This window comes from Duganella sacchari, assembly GCF_900143065.1.
GTDB lineage: Bacteria > Pseudomonadota > Gammaproteobacteria > Burkholderiales > Burkholderiaceae_D > Rugamonas > Rugamonas sacchari.
Window position 1 is genome coordinate 65,036 of sequence record NZ_FRCX01000018.1, and the last position, 21,510, is coordinate 86,545.

Consider the following 21,510-nt stretch of genomic DNA (forward strand, 5'->3'; position numbering starts at 1 on the left):
GCCAAAAACACAAAATATTATCGTCCGAGTTGGGGCCTCAAACAGCAGCGGTTCAGAATTTAATTCGGTGTGCGCTGGCGGATGCGTGCCAGCGCGGCGTTGATGCGGTCGATGATGCCGTCGTCCTTGTCGCGGGCGATGGCGAAAAATACGCCGCTGTCAGTGCTCAATGGCTTGGGCAGCACGCTGAAGCTGGCGTTGGCAGCCGGGCCGATGGCCCGCAGGCGTGGCGCCATGTAGGCGTTGATTTCCGTCTCGACCTCATGTGCGCTCTGGGTGCTGGGCTGGAACAGCAGCACCGCATCGACGCGCTTGAGCATCAGGCGCGTGAGGCGGGTGCCGCGCGAGGCGATGTCTTCATCGGTGCGGAACTGGTGGCTGTGGCGGGCATTGTCGAATTCATCGCCGTAATGGTAGCCGCGGACAATGCCGATGGCTTTGCCGCGCAGGTCGTCAATGGTGTTGAAGGAGAAGCTGGCGTCGCTGCGGGTGACGATCCACAGGTTGTTGTAGGCGGCGACATTGGAGTAGCGCAGGGTGTGCAGGCGGTCGGCGTTGATGGGCAGGCCGAAGATCAGGCCTGCGCCGTCAAGCGCATAGCGCTCGGCACGCGCCCATGGGTACATGTGCAGTTCGAAGGTGACGTTGAGTTCTTTTTCCAGCGCGTCCAGCAGCTTGCGTTTGAGCGGGTTGAGAGGTTTGGGCTTGCCCTGTTCGTCGAGCGTGTCGCCGATCAGCAGCGGGACGGTGGGCGCTGCGATGGCGCGCGGCGCCAGCACGCACCATAGCAGCAGCGCCAGCAGGAGGCCCGTCATTGCAAGGCGCGGTGGCGGCGTGGTGGATGGCATGCGCCAGATTATTACAGAAAACCCGGCGCGCACTGAAAAAACCCGCAGGACCACAAAGGGGGCTGACCCCGTACGGGGTCAACCCCCGGCCCCAGCGCACCGGTTGAGGGGTAAAGCCGGTAGCCGCTAAGGCGCAGTGCCGATCGCGCGCGAAGGTGTGGTTGCGTTCACCGCCCCCACCCGTGGAATGGTGGCGTTGTTGGCTTGCGCTGCACGCGCGTTGGTGCCGGCGACATCGTTGACGTTATAAGCTGCAATCGCGGCTGCCAGTGCCGGATTCGATCGCAGATCGCCAGGCGCTTGTGCCGCTGCCTGCTGTGCTGCGGACTGCGCGACATTCGCCTGCTCGGCGGCTATCTGCGCCGCAGCGGCTTGCTGTGCGGCGCTGGCGGCAGCTGCCGACTGTTGTGCGGCATCGGCCGCGGCGGCGTTGGCCGCAGCCATGTTGGAAGCTGCTTCCTGCGCGGCAGCGGCTTGCTGGGCCGCCACGCTGGCCGCCGTGGCTGCCGCTTCCGGCGTGCTGGCATTGGCTTGTGCTGCGCGGGCCTGTGCCACGGCGGCAGTAGCAGCGGCGTTCTGCGCAGCCATCGCGTCGGCTGCATTTTGTGCCGCCTGCGCTTGCACGGCGGCGGCATTGGCGGCGGCGTTGGCCAGCGCCACTTGTGATGCGGCGTTCTGCGCGGCGTTGGCCTGCTGGGCGTTGCTGCTGATGTTGGCTGCCGCCTGTGCCGCATTCTGCGCCGCAATCGCCTGCTGGCCAGCTTGCTGGCTGGCGGTGGTGACGGCGTTCAGCGACGTGCCGGACTGCTGGCGGGTGGTCTGGGCTTGTGCGGACGCGCGTGCGGCTTCGGCAGCGGACTGCGTCGCCGACTGCTGCGTGCTGGCCTCTTGCTGCGTCTGCTGCGCCTGCTGGTTCGCGGCCTGCTGTGCGGCTTGTTCGGTTGCGGCCTGGTTGGCCGCCTGCGTCTGCAACAGGGCCGCAGCCTGCGGCGCCTGTGCCTGCTGGGCTGCTTGCAACTGCTGGGCCGTCTGCGAAATCTCTGCCCGCTGCGCTGCCTGTGTCTGTGCGAGCTGCGCCTGTTGTGCCTGAGCTGCCTGCGTGATCTGCGTCTGTTGCGCATTCTGGCCCTGCAAGGCCTGTGCCGCATTCTGCGCCGCCAGCGTTTGCTGATTGTTTGCTGCCTGCACAGCGTTCTGCGTGGCCTGCGCCTGTTGGGCGGCGGCTGTCTGTGCCGGCTGATTGTTGGCCGCCTGCGCCGCATTTTGCGCTGCTTGCGTCTGCGCCAGTTGGGCGTTTGCGGTTTGCTGATTGTTTGCTGCCTGGGCGGCGTTTTGCGCAGCCTGTGCCTGCTGGGCATTTGCTGTCTGCGTTGCCGATTGCAGCAGCTGCGCGCGTTGTGCATCGGCCGCCTGGTCGGCCTGCGCGATCTGGGCGCCGGCGGTCAGGTTGGCTTGGGCCTGCTCCGGCGTCAGGCCATTCTGTGCCGCCAGCTGCTGATTGATGATGGGCGACCGCGTCTCAGCTTGCTGCTGCAGATTTCCCAACTGGTCCTGCTGCGCGCGCTGTGCGGCCAGGCGGTCTGCTGCAGTTTCGCGTAGTGGATTGCTGGTCAGGTTGTCCAGCTCCGCGCGCGCCAGGTCCAGCCGCGCATTGGCCGCCAGATCTTCCGGCGTCAGCGCTGGCTGCTGTGCCGACGCCAGTGCTGGCAACTGAGCGCTGCCTGTCCCCGCCACGCGTTCAGCGAAATCGGTTGCCAGGCGGCGGAAACTGTCCAGCGTATTCTGCAAAGTGGATGTGGTCTGCTGATTGTTGGCATTGAATGAAGCGCGTAGTACTTCCTGGTCCAGCGAAAGGCCGCCAGTCAGGTCTGACAGCAGCGGCGGCTGCAAGGTCAGGCCCACGCGCGCCAGATTCTGCGCCTGTGTATTGGCATTCGCCTGCGTCTGCTGGGTCAGGTTATTGACCAGACTGTTGAGCAGTGAGGCTTGCTGCGGCTGCGCCTGATCGAAATTCACCGAGGGCAGCAGGTTGAACGCGTCCACCACATTCTGCACCGCACTGTTGAGCACATCCGCGCGCTGCGCCGCATCTGGCGCGCTGTTCTGCAGCTGAGCTAACTGTTCCTGTGAATTCGACACGGTCAGCAGGAAGCTGGCCACCGGCGACAGGTCCACCGTCACCGAAGCGGCTGGTGGAGCCTCCGTCGCCGTGCCGACCGCATTGATGCCGGCATTGTTGACCGCCGAGGTTTCCGCGGTCCGCGCCACCGGCTGCAGCTCAGCAGCGCCGGACGTGCTTAATGATGAGATGGGAAACATGCCGCTCTCCTTCAACATAGTGTGCGTCGTTTTTAGCATCCTCCTTATAGGCGTTCCCGTCCGTGTGTTAATTCACATAGGAAGCCATTTTTCACATTGTTAGCTTCCGCACGGTCAAGCGTGGTTGATGGGACTATCTTGTCAGTTCCTACACTGCAAACACAACGAGAGGATCTCATCATGGATAACAGCAATAACAGCATCGACAGCAAAATCAGCAATGCCCGCGAAGGCGTCACCCAGATCGGCAAAGACCTGCGTTCGGACGCGCATGCCACCATCGACAAGCTTGCCGATAAAGTGCCGCCAGCAACCGACCGTCTGGCCAGCCAGGCGCATGACGGCGTCGACAAAGTTGCCGACACCGTGGAAAACGCCTCGGAACGCTGGGCCGCACGCGGCAAGCAAGTGGTCGAAGGCTACAAAAACATCTGCGAAACCAGCCGCACCCGCGTGCGTGCCGCACCGATGGTGTCGGTACTGGTCGCAGCTGCCGCAGGCTATGGCATTTCGAAACTGCTGGGCTCCCGCAATAGCAAATAATCTTTTCCAGCCCGGCCGGTAGCGCTGCCGGGACCAATGGCAGCTCATCCGGAGCGGGCGTTGTCGTCTCGTTTAAGGATATCCATGGCTACCATTAAAAATTCGCCGGCCTCCGTCATGGGGGCCGGTACTGTATTGAGCACCGTGTCAGGACCATCATCAGCAACGCTGCCCGCCAATCTGGGCGGCGCCAGTACCCAGGACCAGGCCTTGCTGGACAAGGCGGAAGGCGGCCAGCAAATGGCGCACGCTATGCCATTCAACGCCAACAAGGAAGGCGAACATGGCGAAGCCGCACGTGAGCCTCAGCCGGGACGGACCTGTCCTGTTCCACATCCCGTTTCCACTTCAAGCACGGCCGGCGAAACCAGCGCCTCGCCCAAGACCGGCAGCGGCGTGCCGCCGTCCGGCGTTTGCCCGGCCGGCCATCTGGACCGCGTGCGCGCCGATGGCGGCGAGCAGCCCCTCACCACCAATCAGGGCGTGCCGGTAGCCGACAACCAGAATTCGCTCAAGGTCGGCCTGCGCGGACCGACCGCGATGGAAGACTTCATCCTGCGCGAAAAAATCACCCATTTCGACCATGAGCGTATTCCGGAGCGCGTGGTGCATGCGCGTGGTTCCGCAGCGCATGGTTATTTCGAGAGCTATCAGGATCTCAGCGCCATCACCCGCGCCGCGCCCTTTGCAGAAGCAGGCAAGCGCACGCCAGTGTTTGTGCGCTTTTCCACGGTGGCCGGCGAACGCGGCTCGGCCGACACCGTGCGCGATGTGCGCGGCTTTGCCGTCAAGTTCTACACGGACGAAGGCAACTGGGACCTGGTGGGTAATAACATCCCCGTGTTCTTCATCCAGGATGCGATGAAGTTCCCGGACCTGATTCATTCCGTGAAACCGGAGCCGCATAACGGCATCCCGCAGGCGGCCAGCGCGCACGACACCTTCTGGGACTTCGTCACGCTGATGCCGGAATCGACGCACATGCTGATGTGGCACTTGTCCGACCGTGCCATTCCGCGCAGCTACCGCACCATGCAGGGCTTCGGCGTGCATACCTTCCGTCTGGTGAATGCCGACGGCGCATCGGTATTCTGCAAATTCCACTGGACGCCGGTGGGCGGCACGCACTCGCTGGTGTGGGACGAAGCGGCCAAGATCATCGGCGCCGATCCTGACTACCACCGCCGCGACCTGTGGGAGGCGATTGAAGCGGGTGCATATCCGGAATGGGAACTGGGCCTGCAACTGTTCACCGAAGAACAGGCGGAGCAATTCCCGTTCGATGTGCTGGATCCGACCAAGATCGTGCCGGAAGAACTGGTGCCAGTGCAGCCGGTCGGCAAAATGACGCTGAACCGCAACCCGGATAACTTCTTTGCCGAGACCGAGCAGGTGGCTTTCTGCACGGCGCACATCGTGCCGGGCATCGACTTTACCAACGACCCGCTGCTGCAGGGGCGCATCCACTCGTATCTGGATACGCAGATCAGCCGCCTGGGCGGCGCCAACTTCCACGAGATCCCGATCAATGCGCCGCTGGCGCCAGTCCACAACAACCAGCGCGACGGCATGCATCGCCAGGCCGTGCATCGCGGCCGCGTGGCGTATGAGCCGAATTCACTGGGCGGCGGCTGTCCGTTCCAGGCGGGCATGGCCGGCTTTACGACAGCGTTCAGCCGCATGCCGCAGCCGCTGGAAGACAAGGTGCGCGGTAAGCCGGAGCTGTTTGCCGATCACTATTCGCAGGCACGCCTGTTCTGGATCAGCCAGACGCCGGCCGAGCAGGCGCACATTGTCAATGCCTACCGCTTCGAGTTGAGCCGGGTGCAGGTGCCGGCCATCCGCGTGCGGCTGCTGTCCATGCTGGCGAACGTCGATCCTATCCTGGCTGAAGGCGTGGCGCAGGGCCTGGGGCTGGAGGTGCCGGACCCGATGCCGCTGGCTTCCCATGCGCCTGCGCCGCAGTACGAACCGTCGCCGTCACTGTCGCTGTTGACGCGGCCCGGCAGCACCGGCATCAAGACCCGCAAGGTGGCGATACTGGCCGCCCATGGCGTGGAAGCGGACAGCCTGAAGACGGTGTATGCCGACTTGCTGGCGGCAGGCGCCGTACCGCGTGTGGTGGCGCCGCAACTGGGACAACTGGCCGCCGCCGATGGTTCGCGATTGGACATCGAGATCTCGATCGAAGCCGGCCCCGCCGTGCTGTATGACGCGGTGATCATCGCCGACGGCGTCGCCAGCGCCGCCATGCTGGCCAGCGATGCCGATGCCCGCGACTTCGTGCGCCAGCAGTTCCGTCATTGCAAACCCATATTGGCGATAGGCGCAGGCAAGGAGCTGCTGCAAGCGGCCGGCATACCGGCGGCACTGCAGGACGGTGCGCCGGACCCCGCGCTGTGGATGGCGGCGGGCGACGCGGTGGGGCCTGAGCTGGAGCACTTCAAGCATGCGCTGGCGGGGCACCGCAACTTCCAGCGCGAGATGGACGCAGCACCGCTGTAATCCCTATCACCATTGAAGTATTCAACTCTGACGGGCATAGTGATATGCTCGTCATATCTTTTCGTCTATTCCTGACCACTGCATGGACGTATACGCCCCTCAAGTCTGGCAACCGCACGAGCGTCCCACCTTGCCTGGGTCGCCGTCCACTCCACATCACGCTGTCGAAAAACGCATTGCATTCCTGGTGGTTGGCTTCATCGTGGCGATTACCGGCGGCCTCGGAAATGCGCTGGTGTCGGTCAACCTGCCGTACCTGCAAGGTTCGCTGGGCGTGTATTCGGCCGAGATCCAGTGGCTGCCGGCGGCGTATGTGATGGCCAATGTGTCCATGAACCTGTTGCTGGTCAAATTCCGCCAGCAGTATGGCCTGCGCCTGTTCACTGAATTGTTCCTGCTGCTGTATGCGGTTGCCACGGTGGCGCACTTGTTTGTGCACGGTCTGGCCTCGGCCATCGCGGTACGCGCAGCGCACGGCATGAGCGGTGCGGCGCTGACGACACTGGGCCTGTACTACACGCTGCAAGCCTTCCCTGCGCAGCATCGGCTCAAGGGTGTGGTGCTGGGCATCGGCTTCTCGCAACTGGCGGTGCCGATGGCGCGGCTGTTTTCGTCCGAGCTGATGGAGATTGCCGAATGGCGCGGCCTGTACTTCTTCGAACTGGGGCTGGCGCTGCTGTCGCTGGGCTGCGTGCTGTTCCTCAAACTGCCGCCCGGTGACCGCATCAAGGCGTTTGAGAAAATGGACTTTGTCACCTTCGGCCTGTTTGCACCGGGCGTGGCTTTGCTGTCGGCCGTGCTGGCACTGGGCCGGACGGTGTGGTGGCTGGAGTCGCGCTGGCTCGGGTATGCGCTGGCCGGCTCGATTGTGCTGATTGCAGCCGCACTGGCGATCGAGCATAACCGCGCGCGGCCGCTGATTAACACGCGCTGGCTCAGTAACGGCAATATGGCGCGGCTGGCCTTGTCGGTGTTGCTGATCCGCGTGGTGCAGTCGGAGGCCAGCGGCACGGTGGGCTTTTTGCAGGCGCTGGGCCTGAATAATGACCAGATGCTGGAACTGTGGTGGATCACGATGCTTGGCGCGGTAGCCGGCATGGTGGTCAGCGCGTTGACGATCACGCCGGCGCGCATCCAGGGGCAGCTGATCTTTTCCGTGGCGGTGATGGCGCTGGGTGCGTACATGGATTCCGATGCGACCAATCTGACCCGGCCTGCCGACCTGTATGTGAGCCAGTTCCTGCTGGGCTTTGGCGGCGCCATGTTTGTCGGGCCGACGTTTGTCTCCGGCTTTGGTGCAGTGATTGCGGCGCCGAATAACCTGGTCAGCTTCTCGGTCATGTTCAGCATTACGCAGACGCTGGGCAGTCTGCTCGGCACCGCGCTGACCGGGACATTCCAGGTCTGGCGCGAGAAGTACCACTCCAGCATATTGGTGGACCATCTGACGCTGCTTGATCCGCAGGTGGCGGCGCGCATCCAGTCCGGCGGGCTGGCGTCGCTGGGCGGCGTGGCCACGCGTGAAGCCAATATCCTTGCCTATAACGATGTCTTCCTGGCCGTGACGGTGCTGGCGCTGATTACCATGGCGTGGCTGCTGGCGCGGTATCTGTGGTCGATCTGTGTCGTCTGCCAGCCGGCGCCTGCGCACAATGCGCAGACCGGCATGGCCAATGTCTCTCTCAATAACTCCGGAGCCCGTTGAAATCCATGGCCAATAACAATACTCCAGACAACGAATCCTCGTCCGAAACCCGCGTCGCTGCGGTGGCTGCTGCAGCAGCGGCAGCAGCAGTCGCCGCCGCCGCGCCAACGGCGCCGGCGCCGGACCGGCGGGCGCAGATCATCTCGGCGATTCTTTTCTCGCTGGTGGCGCTGGTGGGTGTGCTGATCGTGCTGTATGCGTGGCGCCTGCCGCCGTTCAGCAGCGCCATCGTCTCGACCGAGAATGCGCTGGTGCGTGGGCAGGTAACCCTGATCGGCACGCAGCTGCCGGGTTATGTGGTGGATGTGAAGGTGCAGGACTTCCAGAACGTGACCAAGGGCGAGCTGCTGGCGCAGATCGATGACCGTATCTATCAGCAGCGCTACGAGCAGGCGCAGGCGCAGCTGGCGGCGCAGAAGGCGGCGATGGATAACTGGGTACAGGCGCACAAGACGGCGGAAGCGGGGGTGGTGCTGAATCAGGCCACGCTGGCCAATGCGGAGGCGCAGGCTGCCAGGTCGGTGGCGGATCTCAAGCGTGTCGATGCGCTGGCTGCCGATGGTTCTTTGTCCTTGCGGGAGCAGGATTCTTCGAAGGCGGCGCGGGCGCAGACGGCGGCTGCGGTGGCGCAGGCGCGCGCCAGCCTGGAGATCGCGAAACAGCAGGTACGCACGGTGGCCGTCAACAAGCAGTCGCTGGAAGCTGCGGTGGCGAACGCCGAAGCGGCGTTGAAAGCGGCCAAGGTGGATCTGGATAATACCCACATCACGGCGCCGGAAGACGGCCAGCTGGGGCAGGTCACGGTGCGCAAGGGCGCGTATGTGAACACCGGCGCGCAGTTGATGGGATTGGTGCCGAGGCAGCTGTGGGTGATCGCCAACCTGAAAGAGACGCAGATGAACAATGTGCAGGTCGGCCAGCCTGCCACGTTCAAGGTCGATGCGCTGGATGGCGCGCAGCTGACCGGTGTGGTGGAGCGCATTTCACCTGCCACGGGTTCCGAATTCAGCGTGCTGCCGGCCGATAATGCGACCGGCAATTACGTGAAGATCGCGCAGCGCATACCGGTGCGTATCCGCATCGATCCGGGCCAGGCCAAGGCGCGCCGCCTGGCGCCGGGGATGTCGGTGATTGTCAGCATCGATACGTCGGTGGGAGCGAAGCAATGAGCCGCTGCCTGCCTCGCGCCAGCGCCAGTGTGGCCGTGGTGCTGGCGCTGGCCGGCTGCGCGGCTTCGGTGAAGGCGCCGCCAGCGTCGTCGTTGCAGATGCCGTCCGCGTGGCGCACTGCGGTGGAAGGGCAGGGCAGCGGGCCGGTGGCGCAGGAATGGTGGCAAGGCTTCGGCGATCCGGCGTTGACGGCACTGGTCAACCGGGCGTTGCAAGGCAATGGCGATTTGCGCATCGCTCGCGCGCGTGTGGAACAGTACCGGTCCCTGATGGGCGTTGCCGCGGCGGGCCAGAAAGCCAATGTGATCGTCGATACGGCGCCAACGCGGACGCGCCAGCTGGCCTACAACGGCGTGCCGTATGTGACCAATGTCTATCAGGCCGAGTTCCAGGCCAATTACGAAGTCGATGTGTGGGGCCGCCTGGCCGCGCTGACGGATGCGGCCACGGCGACCTATCAGGCGGAGCAGGCCAATGCGGATGCGGCAGCCCTGTCGATCGCCGCAACGGTGGCCTCTGGCTACCTGAACCTGCGTGGCCTGGATGCCCAGCTGGCGCTGACCGAGGCCACGCTCAAGCTGCGCGAGCAATCGCGCGATCTGGCAAAGAAGCAGTTTGATGTCGGCTATAGCTCGCGGCTGGAATGGCTGCAGGCGCAAGCCGAGTACCAGACCACCGCCGAGCAGGTGCCGCAGCTGAAACGCGCCATCTTTGAACAGGAAAATGCCTTGTCCATCCTCACCGGCGGCAACCCCGGTCCCATCGCGCGTGGTGTGGAGCTGGAGGCCCTGCAGCCGCCGGCCGTGCCTGCGGGCCTGCCATCCGAACTGCTGCGCCGTCGCCCGGACATTGCCCGCGCAGAACGGAATCTGGTCGCCATCAACGCCAATCTGCAGGCGACCCGCGACCAGCTGCTGCCGTCGTTCAAGCTGACGGCAGTGGGCGGTGTGCAGAACCTGAAGTGGCATGATTTCGTCAACGCGCCAACCGCGTTGTGGCGGCTGACGGGCGCTGTGGCCGCGCCGGTGTTTGAAGGTGACCGCGTGCAGTATCAAACCGATTCGGTGGCGGCGCAGCGCGACCAGGCCATCTACGCTTACGAGAACAGCGTCCGCACGGCATTTTCCGAAACCGATAACAGTCTGGGCGCCATCGTGCGACTGAAAGAGCAGGCGGTGCAGAACGACGCGCGCCGCGCCACGGCGGCAGAAACCCTGCGCATTGCGCACAACCGCTATAACAACGGCTACGCTTCGTATCTGGAGGAGCTGGACGCCCAACGCACGCTGTTCACAGCCGACGTTGGGCGCTTGCAGTTGAAGACGCGGATACTGGTCGCTTCAGTGGACCTGTACCGCGCCATGGGCGGCGGCTGGACTAGGCCTTGACCGGAACGCAGAGTTCCGCTTCGAAGACGCCGGTTTCCTGGTCCAGCAGATAGTCGGCGGCGTAGCGTTCAAAGCACACACCCGCATCGGCCTTGCCTTCGGCGTGCAGCTGGCCGAAGAACGCACCCCATGCCGCCGGCACGTCGGCGCCGGTGCCACGGAACCTGGCGACGGCGTAGCGGCCCGCCGGAATATGGGCTTCCTTGGCTGGCGGCTTGATCTCGTAGCCGGCCGCTACTTCCACGCAGGCGTCATAGCGGCATTCGCTGGCCGGCGTGGTGTTCGGGTCGTCCTGCGCTACGCCATAGGTGACTTTGTCGGCCAGGCCATAGGCATTCTGCCATGGCGTGACGACCTGGTGCCAGAAGTCGCCGATGGCGGCGCCGAACGGGCCTTTGTAGCGCAGGTAGGCAACGCGGACTTCAGGCAGTTCTTTTATCTCGTACTGCATGTAATTCTCCTTGACGGTCAGGGGCGGCAGCCGGCTCGCGGCGCAGCTTGCCCAGCATGCGTTTCATCCAGTGTTCCAGGTCATCGACATAGGTGAACACCGCAGGTACCACCAGCAGGCTCAGTAAGGTCGAGGTAATCAGGCCACCGATGACGGTAATCGCCATCGGCGAGCGGAAGCTCGGATCTGCACCCCAGCCCAGGGCCAGCGGCATCATGCCCGCGCCCATGGCGATGGTGGTCATCAGAATCGGACGGCTACGTTTGTGGCACGCATCGACCAGCGCTTCAAACCGCCCCATGCCCGCCTGGCGCGCCAGAATAGCATAGTCGACCAGCAGGATCGAGTTCTTGGTGACGATCCCCATGAGCATAATCAGGCCGATCATGGACGGCATGGACAGGGCGCTGTGCGTGATCAGCAGCGCCACAAACGCGCCACCGATCGACAGCGGCAGCGCCGCCAGAATCGTCGCCGGCTGCATGAAGTCCTTGAACAGCAGCACCAGCACGCAGTAGATGCACAGCACCCCGATCAGCATGGCGAGGCCGAAACTGGCGAACAGTGACGCCATTTCCTGCGTGTCGCCGAGTTCTGCGATCTTGACCGATGGCGGCAGGTTTTTCAGCGACGGCAGGGCGCGTGCTTCGGTGTTGACTTCACCCAGCGAGCGTTTGCCCAGTTCCACTTCCAGCGTGACGTTGCGGCTGCGGTTCAGGCGATTGATTTGCGCCGGGCCGCTTTCCATGGTGATCTCGGCCACGGTGGCCAGCAGTACCGGGCCGTTCTTGCCTGGCACAGTCAGGCGGCCGATGGCGTCCAGGTCGGCGCGCACGGCGTCCGGCAGCTTGACGCGGATCGGTACCTGGCGTTCCGGCAGGTTCATCTTGGTCAGGTCGGTGTCGTAATCGCCGGCGGTGGCCACGCGCACGGTCTGGCCGATGGCGGCGGCGGTCACACCCAGGTCCGCCGCTTTGGCGAAATCGGGTTTGACGATGATCTCAGGCCGCACCAGCGATGCGGTCGAGCGCACGTTGCCCACGCCTTTCAGCGTACGCAGTTCACGCTCAGCCTTTTGTGCCGCCTCTTTGAGGGCGACGGGATCTTCGGAGCGCAGCACCAGCTGCATCTTGACGCCGTTGTCCGGTGGGCCGACCTTGAAGCGGGCGCCCGGGATGGCGTTCAGTTTCTGGCGGATTTCGGCTTCCAGATCCGGCATGGATTCCTTGCGTTTGGTGCGGTGCACGGTGGACAAGGTCAGCACGGCGCTGCGGGCTTCTGCAGCGGCGCCCGGCGCGAACGAGTCGCCGCTGGAACCGCCACCGATGGAACTGAATACCGACTTGATGCCTTTGACCTCCATGGCGGCGGCGCGTGCGCGTTCGGCCACCACGCTGGTTTCTGCCAGCGTGGAACCAGGCGGCAGCTCCAGGTTGATCTGGGTTTGCGCGCGGTCCGCCGCCGGCACAAAGCCGGTAGGCAGCAGGCCGGTCAGCATGATGGACGAGACGAAGAATGCGCCCGCTGCGCATGCGGTGACCAGGCGGTGGCTCAGGCACCACTTCATCACACGCATGTAGCGCGTCATCAGCCAGCCGTCCTGTTCTTCCTTGTGGATGGCTGGCTTGAGCAGGTAGGCGGCCATCATCGGCGTCAGCAGACGCGCCACCACCAGCGATGCCAACACCGCAATCACGGCGGTCCAGCCGAACTGCTTGAAGAACAGGCCGGGAATGCCGCTCATGAAGGCGGTCGGCAGGAACACAGCGACCAGCGCGAAGGTGGTGGCAATCACCGCCATGCCGATTTCGTCGGCCGCTTCCAGTGCCGCTTCCATCGGGGTTTTACCCATGCGCAGGTGGCGTTCGATGTTTTCGATCTCGACGATGGCGTCGTCCACCAGCACGCCGACCACCAGGGCCAGCGACAGCAGCGTCACCATGTTCAGCGTGTAGCCGAACAGGTAGATGCCGAGGAAGGCCGGCAGCACCGACAAGGGCAACGCGGCGGCGGCGACCAGGGTGGCGCGCCAGTCGCGCAGGAACCACCACACCACCAGCACGGCGAGGATGGCGCCTTCGTACAGCAGCTCCATCGAGCCTTCAAAGTTTTCTTCCACCGGGAAGGCGTTGTCGATGACCTGCGTCAGCACGACTTTGGGATTGTTCTGTTGCAGCTCGGCGATGGCCGCGCGCACACCTTTGGCGACCTCGGTTTCGCTGGCGCCCTTGGTACGGAAGATTTCAAAGCCGACCACCGGCTTGCCGTCCTGCATGGCGATGGCGCGTGGTTCGGAAACGGTATCGGTAATGGTTGCCACCTGGTCGAGGCGCACGCGGCGGCCGTCCGGCAGCGGCAGGTCGATGGTGGCCAGTTCGGCGGCGGTCTTCACGGTGGCGATGGTGCGTACCGATTGCTCGGCGCCGCTGATGTCACCCCGTCCGCCCGGCGCCTCCTTCTGCACCAGGCGCAGCTGGCGCGAGACGTCCAGCGCGGAGACGCGCAGCGCGGCCATGCGGGCGTCGTCCAGCTCCACCCGGATCTCGCGGTACACGCCGCCGACGCGTTTGACGGAGCCCACGCCGTGCACGTTGAGCAGCCGTTTGGCGACGGTGTTGTCGACGAACCAGCTCAGTTCCTGGGTGTCGAGTTTTTCGCCCGGGCCTTGCGCGGCCTGCGCGGTGAAGGTTTGCACCACACGGCCTGCGGTGGTGGCCTTGGTGACGCTGGGGTCGCGCAGTTCGGCCGGCATGTCGGCCTGGACGCGGGCCACGGCGTCACGCACGTCGTTCACCGCATCGGAGATATTTTTCTCCAGGATGAATTCGACAGTGGTGGTGGAGACGCCATCGAGCACCGTGGTGTAGATGTTTTTGACGCCTTGCAGCGTGGCGACCGAATCCTCGATCTTGCGCGAGACTTCGGTTTCCAGCTGCGCCGGTGCGCTGCCGTCCAGCGCGGCGGTGACGGTGACAATCGGCAGTTCGATATCCGGGAAGTCCTGCACCGGATTGGCTTTGTACGCCATGAAGCCGGCCAGCGACAGCAGTACAAACAGCATGATCGCCGGAATCGGGTTTTTGATGGAGAGGGCGGAGAAGTTCATGGTGCTTCCTTATTTGGCCGCGAGCGTTTCTGCCACGATGTTGACCAGGTCACCGTCGTTGAGGAAACCGGCGCCACGCACCACGATTTGCGTGTCGGCGTTCAGGCCACCCAGCACTTCGATGCGGTCGCCCAGGCGGCGGCCCGGTTGCACCTTGATCTGGCTGACATGCTTGTCGGCGTTGAGACGGAATACGAAGCTGAAGCCGTCGCGCACCACGATGGACTGCTGCGGCACGGTCATCGCCGACGAGGCGCCCAGCTCAAACTGGCCGCTGGCGAACATGCCGGCCTTGAACGGTGCATCCTTGCTGCCGGCGTTGAGCGGCAGGTCGACATAGACCAGCGCGGAACGGGTTTGCGGATCGACCGTCGGCGCGATCATGCGTACCTTGCCGGTGACTTCGCTGCCGTTGGCGGCTTTGACGACGGCGCTGACGCCTGGCTTCAGGTTGCGCAGGTCGGTCGACACCACTTCGGCGCGCCATTCCAGGCGGCCCTGGCGGATCATGCGGAACAGTTCCACGCCCGGATTGACGACGGCGCCCACGGTGGCGCTGCGCGCCGAGATCACGCCGCTGTCCGGCGCCACCACCCTGGTGTATTTCAGGCGCAGCTGCTGGATCGCCAGCGCGGCCTTGGTGGAGGCGATGCGGGCATTGGCGGTTTGCTCGGCCGTGTTGTACTGGCTGATCTGCTGTGCGCTCAGCGCGCCGGAATTTTGCAGCGTGCGTGCGCGGGCGGCGTTGGCGGCGGCATCGGCGGCATTGGCTTCCGCTTCACGCACCGTGGCCTGCGCCTGCGCCAGGTCGGCGTTGACGGTGTCGGACGAGAACACCGCCAGCACATCGCCTGCCTTGACCACATCGCCGACGTTGACGCGTACTTCGGTCAGGCGCAGGCCGGTAGTTTCGCTCGATACGCTGGCTTCCTGCCATGCGGCGACGTTGCCGTTTGCGGTCAGCCTGATCGGCAGGCTGGTGGAGGTCGGCCTGGTGGCGGTCACGGTCAGTGCCGGCTTGGGCGCATCGACCTTTTTTTCGTCGGCGGCTTCGGCCGGAACAAAGGTGGCGATGGCGGCAGCGGCAACTGCAAAGGCGGCGGCCAGAATGTAGGCGACAGGTTTGAGTTTGGTTTTCATGGTAATCAGTTCGGGTTAGTTGGCGGCGACAGTGGCTGGCGCGGTGAAGCCACCGCCAGCGGCGCGGTACAGGGCGACCCACGCCGCGCTGCGTTCGCGTTGCAGGTTGATGACGGTTTGCTCGGCGCTCAGGCGCGTGCGGCGCGCGTCTTCCAGTTCGAACAGGCTGGCCATGCCGTTCTTGTAGCGGTCTTCGACTGCGCTGTAGTTGGCGCGATAGCCTTCCAGCGCGGTTTGCGCATCGCCTGCGCGGGCGCCGGTGGCGTCCAGGTTGACCAGCGACTGTTCGACTTCGCTCACGGCATTGCGCACGGTGGCGCGGTAGCTGCTGACGGCGGCGTCGTAGCGTGCGCCGGCGGCATCGACATTGGCGTGGCGGCGGCCGGCGTCAAAGATGGGCAGCGACAAGGACAGCGGGCCGATGGTCCAGGTGTCGGTTTTTGTGTTGTCGCCATTGGCGCGGAAGTTGGCGACGCCGATTGAGCCCGACAAGGCCAGGCGCGGATAGCGCTGCGCTTGCGCGTTGCCGACATCGGCGCTGGCGGCCGCCACTTCGCGTTCGGCAGTGAAGACGTCCGGGCGCTGGCTCAGCGTATTGGCCGGCAGCTCGGCGATGGCGATGGATGGGGCATTGAACACCGCGCCTGGTGTGGCGGCCGCCAGCTTCTGGCGCAGCGCCGGCTCGGCGATCGCGGTCAGCGCCGACAGCACTTTCACATCGATGTCGCACGCGGCGCGCTGGGCGATGTAGCGGCTGTTGCCGTCGGCCGCGCTGGCACGTGCCAGCGCCAGGCTGGCCGGCGACTGGAAGCCTGCCTTGGTGCTGAGTTCCGTCAGCCTGGCGGTGTCGGCGCGCGAAGTGGCGTCCTGGCTGGCGACGGCCAGCAGCTGTTCGCAGGCGCGCAAGCCGTAGTACTGGTTCGCCACTTCGGCGGCCACCGAGACGCGCGCGTCGTGCCAGCCGGCGTGGGCGCTTTCCAGGCGCGCCTGCGCCGCATCGCGCGCCGCGCGGTTGGCGCCGAATACATCGATCTCCCACGAGGCTTGCAATGCCGCCTGCGAGGTGGTCCCCATCGGCAGCGCCGACTGCTGGTTCGACCGGTTGACGCTAGCTGTTGCATCGAGATTCGGCGCCAGCGCCGCACCCGCCGCCACGCGTTCCGCACGCGACTGCGCAATGCGCGACGCTGCCGAAGTCACGCTCGGGCTGACTGCCTGCGCCGATTCAATCAGCTGCACCAGCAGGTCATCGGCCTGTCCGCGCCACCAGTTGGCGAGGTCGGTCTGGCTGCCGTGGTGCGGCAGCGGCGCTTGCCACTGCTGCGGCGCCTGTGCGTCTACCTGCTTCGCCGGGCCTTGCACGGCGCAGGCGCTCAGCGTCGCGGCGACAGCCAATACTGTCGCGCGTAAAAAGATACTCATGCTTTCCCTTGTTGAAGTTTGGTTTTTTCTGCCTTGACCAGCACCTCGGCAAAACCGGTCAAATGGTCAGCCCAGTCGGCAATCGCTTCCGGCGTGGCCATCATGTGCGGCGTAATCTGCGCGATGATGTCGCGGCCTATCATCATCTGCACGCACATGGCGGCGATGGCGTAGGCCAGGCGGTGCACGCTGTCAGTGGGCTTTTTGAGTCCCAGGTGGCGGCACAGCACAGCCACCAGCGCCAGGTGCTCGGGCATGATGTTGGTCTCGATTTCACGTTGCCAGATGCCGGTCGGTTCCAGCATTTCGCGGTAGAAGAGACGCAGCAGCACGTCGGCATCGTCGCCTGCCATGAGCGGCGCCACCATCTGCCGGTAGAAGCCGTGCAGCGCTTCGCGCAGCGTGAAGTGCGGCTGGTTGAACTGGGCGATATTATCCTCGGCCGGCGTGCAGATGGCGGTAAAGCAGGCCTGGTACAAGCCGGCCTTGTCGCCAAAGTAGTAGCTGATGGCGGCGACGTTGGCGTTGGCTGCCTGGGCAATCTCGCGCGTCGAGGTTTTCGAAAAGCCCTGTTCACCGAACAGGCGCATGGCTGCCTGCAGCAGGCGTTCGCGCGACTGCTCGCCGTCCGAACGGGGCTTGCGCGCATCGTCGGCTGGCTGGCTGGATTCGTGGATGGTGGGTTTAGCGTTCATGGCCGGCATTACATCACATAATTTAAACAAATGATATAACTAAATCGATTGTTTAATTTAAGTCCAAAGAGACTGACCTATGGATAGACGTATGCCTGCCGCGTTTATTGCAGTATTTAAAAATTTTTCAGGTGAGGGCAGGCATCTGGTGGAATGCCTGTAGCGGGAGCAGTAAAACGATGAAGATGTTAGAAATGTACCAAGCGAGGAGGATAGTCAAATCGCATCATGAGAAGATCCCATTGTTTTTGCTCATCTTGTACCAAGTTGCCCTGTAGTCGGTCATAAAGCAGTCTCAGGACGTGATAAACGGAATCGTAGACCAGTTTGAGTGGACGGAACGAATCTAAATCATCCCAGTACTTCGTAGCACGACGCGGCTCCATCAACATGGTAAGCAAGGCTAGGTCGGCATAAGCCCATGGATCGCGGTAACGGTCATCATTGATTTGCTCTATTACTTTCCTGATCACCGGGCTTAGTGATTCTCTATATCGGTAATCGTTCAATAGCCAAGGGAGTTCTAAAATCTGAACGACCTGTTCTTGTACGAGGCAATAAGAATTGGAGGTGCCGCCCAGCTCTTTCACCCGCAGTTCGCAGCGATGGCCGGTGAAGTAATATTCCCTCGCCTCTTTATATCTGCCGGCGTCACGATTCAAGCTGCCAAGTGCGGCCAAGCAGTCACCGAGCTCCAATTGCAGACCACGTTCGGTGGCAGAGTGTGGAGTAGCTTGCTGCAGGTAGCGGCCTAGCTCTCTACGTATTGCATGTAGTGAGTCCCACGCGTGATGGTACGCATCGGTTTCATATCCGCGCTCATATCCAATGGAGCGAGCTCTGCTTGCCTGTCTGCGTGCCTGCTGAGCTTTTAATCTGACATTGCCTAATGTATCTGTCGTGATCATGATGGTATCAGGGCTAGCAATTCTACAATTTTTTGTTTCGTCTCGGCCGACAATGCCCGCTCTTCTTTCAAGTTGTCGAGACAGTATATCGCACTGGCCAGACGCTCATCAGTCGCCTGCGTGAGGCCGTTATGCCGGGCCAGCAATGCATAGGCAATCAGTCCATCCGCGATGAAGCGCAATGTATTGCTATTGATTTGCGTATTCTGCTGATACATCACTGGCAGCACTGTCCATTTGGACATGTCGGTCCCGCCTGCACTGCTGACGTTATTCCAGAGCATATCCAGTATGCTAGTCCCGCCCGCTTCCTGCTGTATTTCAATATTTCGAACCACTATACTAAACACAAGTCCTACCTTCGGTGCGCCGTTTGGATGCGCTGGCCTTGACGTAATCGACGTCAAGGCTTCATTAATGCCCGCTGAACTATCGGCATCTACACTGTACGGCCTGCTGCCCAGCAGTTGCCTGAGCGCTTCTTCTGTGGAGCCATCCTGGGAAAATTCAGTGTCGCAGCAGTGTATAGTGTAGGCGCCATTCGGGTGCGCCGCCAGTCGTACTCCAAGTTCGAAATATACGTTGGCACGATTATTTGTCAGGTCAGCAATACAGACTTCGTCCAGACGGATGGACTCAAACAGTCGACGAACCAGCATCTCCGGTGCATCCAGATCGATGACGCGTTTCGCGGGGCCATCTGGAAATTTCGAATTCGGGAAATATTCCTGGACAACACGTTGCAGCTCTACCCAGCAATTCTGTTTGTATTTACCATCGAACGGGCAGAGCACCAGAATTTCCGTAGTACCAGAGCGTGCCGAGATGTCTTTGGTGTCACCGCCCAAGCTGCGCAGCGTATCGAAACCAGGTAGATCACTATATAGCTGGGGATGAATGCTAAAACGGCGCAGGCCCTCTTCCAGCACTGCTGTCAGCGGTTGTTGAAAATCAACCACGCTGTAGTTATTGCCGATCTCGACAATTCGAGCTTCTCGCAAATTGAACGGCATGCTCTTCCAAGCAACTTCGCCCATCGTTCCCTGATGGTACACCAGCGTGATCCCGCGTCGAACTACTGCGCGTATCCCAAGCAGGAACGCTAGGGCTGGCGCGATAGGACTGCCATCTACGATCACGACTGGTGCGCGGCAAATCGCCTGCACTGCATGGCTCAGCATGCGCGGCGTTGCCACGGCGTCCTCGAAAGCCAGGGTTGGCATGGAACCTGCAATTTGCACCTGACGTCCGCAGAAAGTCTTCAGATGCAGCTGGATGCCTTCATCCTTGAACATAGCCTTGAACGCTCGCAGTGGTGGATTGACATCACTGCGATTTGGGAACTTTGTCTTGGAGTACAACCATAAGGCAGGAAAACTATTGAAATCGGGAGTGATCCTGGCTGACGACAGCATGTCGCTGGGCCAATCGATAATCAATGTCGGATCGCTCTGCCGGTTTTTATAAAGGACTTTCCATTTATTGTGTAACGAGGTGAGATCGGATGGTGGGCAATTGATATTAATGCTGGAGTGACCTGACTTCCGCGTTTGGATCGGCGCCACCGGGCCGTGCCGCAATAAAATGCGATGGCATGAAATAGGATCGCTGCTCCCTGAGACGGTGACCTCATAGCTGTCGCCGTTGCCGATTTCCTTAATCGACGTCGCGTCTAAGCGGCCACCAAGTAACTCTACCCGCTCCTTTTTACACAGCAGCCACACAACCAGCCGGTTGAGTAGCGAGGCACGCGGCCCTTCGTCTTCCGTACCAAATAATTCGTCCTGAGTCGCATTCAATATAATTTTGGTGGGGCGTAGATCCAGGTGCTGTGTCAGGGCATCGTAATCGATCGTGTCGAATAGCTTAGTTCCATATATGCCTACACTGGCTTGCTGGCACAAGTCGTTGAGTTTTTTTTCATCCAGCTTGCGCAGTTCTTCTACCACACTGTGCAATGCCTCTTTGTGATCCGTATGGCGCATGCATAGGCGGATTACATCGGTAAGCGCACCATCACCGGCACCGGATACCATCCAAGTTTGTTCTTGTACCTGCGCTGCCTCCAAGGGCAAATCGCCCCAATAAGTCGTGGAGAATTTGGCTTCTGCCTCTGCGCCAAAGCCAACTGCAAGAATGATAATGTCAAAGGTATCGCTCGTCCCGTCTTCAATCACTACTTGCCATTGCTGGCCTTGGACAAGGATGTCGCGCACTTTTTTGCCCAAGCGTTCGCTGACTTTGCCTTTGTAGTGTTGATCCCAATCACGCTGCACCTCGAGCACAACATTTTTGGATCCGTTGGCGCTCCAATCCAATACGGGCAAGGATGCCTGTATCTTGTTGATGTCCTCCGATGGCCAATCATAAATATGCGGATGGATATAACGGGTAACGCAGCTGCGCTGAAGATGCATGGACGCTGTCTGCGTGTCATACAGCGTGGGCCGAATACCTAGCTTGGTAAGGGCAGCGGCGGCAGTCAGGCCTGAGAATCCGGCGCCCACTACTGCTACTTTGCTGGCAGGCGTTAAATAGCCTTGTCCTGCAAGTGCATCAATCAGATTAATGGCACGTACCTGTTGCGAGTAGATTGTTACCCGCCGCGCAAAGCAGCCCAGGATAAACAAGCCAGCTTGGTTGGGGACCTGCAGCAGTTCGATGATGTTACTCCAGGCGTCATCGATTTTTTCCATGCCTATAATCTTAAATTGCTGATTTGCCATCGTACCTGATTTCCTTGCAACAAGGCAATCGTCACATGGCAAAAAAAAGGTTCATCGCGGAAGTCCGGGATGAACCTGCAGTAAACGCAGAGCAGTAAGGAAGAGTTATTGTGTTTGTGCGACCAAACATATTTCTCAACCTACCGCTCTCATGGCAAATCATATTCTTAGCCTCCCGTTCTTGGAAGGCTTTATTGTGTCCTCTGTCGAAGTCGTCGATAACTGCCTGCATGCGCGCTTGGCAGCCGATCCAGGGTGTCCGCTGATCTGTTCCCATTGCGGCACGCCCGCGCCGGGCGTGCACGACACTGTCTTGCGGACAGTGCGCGACCTGCCGATGGGGGGATTGAGCGTATTTCTGAGCATAGCGGTTCACCGGCTAAAGTGTCCGAGTTGCTGCCGTTGCTGCACCCAGAGGATTAGCTGGCTTGATCGCCATGCCCGTGTGTCGCGCCGCCTGGCGCAGTTTGTAGCGCACTGGAGCGAGAAGCTGCCGATTGCGCATGTGTGCGAATTGACCGGCCTTCACTGGGGCACGATTCATCAAATTCACCGACAAGCCTTGGAGCGCAAGTTGGCGGCGTT

The 21,510-nt window shown here is 62.1% G+C and carries 15 protein-coding genes; 6 read left to right on the top strand and 9 right to left on the bottom strand.

Features of this window, described 5'->3' with window-relative positions:
- Positions 1-59: 59 nt before the first annotated feature.
- Both BUA36_RS27630 and BUA36_RS27635 read right to left on the bottom strand, forming a co-directional pair.
- Positions 60-815: a substrate-binding periplasmic protein gene (locus BUA36_RS27630; protein WP_072789948.1), complete on the bottom strand. Its 756-nt coding sequence runs from the start codon at positions 813-815 to the stop codon at positions 60-62.
- Between the two features lie 159 nt (positions 816-974).
- Positions 975-3,167 (bottom strand): hypothetical protein, encoded by a 2,193-nt coding sequence (locus BUA36_RS27635; RefSeq protein WP_139260713.1) that lies wholly within the window; start codon positions 3,165-3,167, stop codon positions 975-977.
- 180 nt (positions 3,168-3,347) lie between these two features.
- Between BUA36_RS27635 and BUA36_RS27640 the strand changes: the two genes are divergently transcribed.
- From BUA36_RS27640 to BUA36_RS27660, 5 genes are all read left to right on the top strand, one after another.
- Positions 3,348-3,710: a hypothetical protein gene (locus tag BUA36_RS27640; protein WP_072789952.1), complete on the top strand. Its 363-nt coding sequence runs from the start codon at positions 3,348-3,350 to the stop codon at positions 3,708-3,710.
- A gap of 84 nt (positions 3,711-3,794) precedes the next feature.
- Positions 3,795-6,215, top strand: coding sequence for a catalase (locus BUA36_RS27645; RefSeq protein ID WP_072789954.1), 2,421 nt, complete (start codon positions 3,795-3,797; stop codon positions 6,213-6,215).
- An 82-nt stretch (positions 6,216-6,297) separates the two neighbouring features.
- Positions 6,298-7,920, top strand: a complete 1,623-nt coding sequence (locus BUA36_RS27650; RefSeq protein ID WP_072789956.1) for an MFS transporter — start codon at positions 6,298-6,300, stop codon at positions 7,918-7,920.
- 5 nt (positions 7,921-7,925) lie between these two features.
- Positions 7,926-9,089, top strand: coding sequence for an HlyD family secretion protein (locus BUA36_RS27655; protein WP_072789981.1), 1,164 nt, complete (start codon positions 7,926-7,928; stop codon positions 9,087-9,089).
- Positions 9,086-10,477, top strand: coding sequence for an efflux transporter outer membrane subunit (locus BUA36_RS27660; RefSeq protein WP_072789958.1), 1,392 nt, complete (start codon positions 9,086-9,088; stop codon positions 10,475-10,477). Before BUA36_RS27655 ends, BUA36_RS27660 begins: the two co-directional genes overlap by 4 nt.
- Here the strand turns inward: BUA36_RS27660 and BUA36_RS27665 are convergent.
- From BUA36_RS27665 to BUA36_RS27700, 7 genes are all read right to left on the bottom strand, one after another.
- Entirely contained in the window at positions 10,467-10,928 is a 462-nt protein-coding gene (locus BUA36_RS27665) for an AraC family transcriptional regulator (protein ID WP_072789961.1), read from the bottom strand. The genes BUA36_RS27660 and BUA36_RS27665 overlap by 11 nt on opposite strands.
- Positions 10,900-14,034, bottom strand: coding sequence for an efflux RND transporter permease subunit (locus BUA36_RS27670; RefSeq protein ID WP_072789963.1), 3,135 nt, complete (start codon positions 14,032-14,034; stop codon positions 10,900-10,902). Before BUA36_RS27670 ends, BUA36_RS27665 begins: the two co-directional genes overlap by 29 nt.
- 9 nt (positions 14,035-14,043) lie before the next feature.
- Positions 14,044-15,174, bottom strand: a complete 1,131-nt coding sequence (locus tag BUA36_RS27675; protein WP_072789965.1) for an efflux RND transporter periplasmic adaptor subunit — start codon at positions 15,172-15,174, stop codon at positions 14,044-14,046.
- 15 nt (positions 15,175-15,189) lie between these two features.
- The gene (locus BUA36_RS27680) at positions 15,190-16,596 is read right to left on the bottom strand and encodes an efflux transporter outer membrane subunit (protein WP_072789967.1); all 1,407 of its coding nucleotides are present in this window, start codon (positions 16,594-16,596) and stop codon (positions 15,190-15,192) included.
- Entirely contained in the window at positions 16,593-17,291 is a 699-nt protein-coding gene (locus BUA36_RS27685; RefSeq protein WP_072789983.1) for a CerR family C-terminal domain-containing protein, read from the bottom strand. Before BUA36_RS27685 ends, BUA36_RS27680 begins: the two co-directional genes overlap by 4 nt.
- A gap of 188 nt (positions 17,292-17,479) precedes the next feature.
- On the bottom strand, positions 17,480-18,199 hold the full coding sequence (locus BUA36_RS30510) for a hypothetical protein (protein ID WP_139260714.1): 720 nt from the start codon (positions 18,197-18,199) through the stop codon (positions 17,480-17,482).
- On the bottom strand, positions 18,196-20,895 hold the full coding sequence (locus tag BUA36_RS27700) for an NAD(P)-binding protein (protein WP_167544344.1): 2,700 nt from the start codon (positions 20,893-20,895) through the stop codon (positions 18,196-18,198). The genes BUA36_RS30510 and BUA36_RS27700 overlap by 4 nt, the downstream gene beginning before the upstream one ends.
- A 181-nt stretch (positions 20,896-21,076) precedes the next feature.
- Between BUA36_RS27700 and BUA36_RS30515 the strand changes: the two genes are divergently transcribed.
- A partial coding sequence (locus tag BUA36_RS30515; RefSeq protein WP_167544345.1) for a helix-turn-helix domain-containing protein occupies positions 21,077-21,510 on the top strand: 434 nt, incomplete at its 3' end.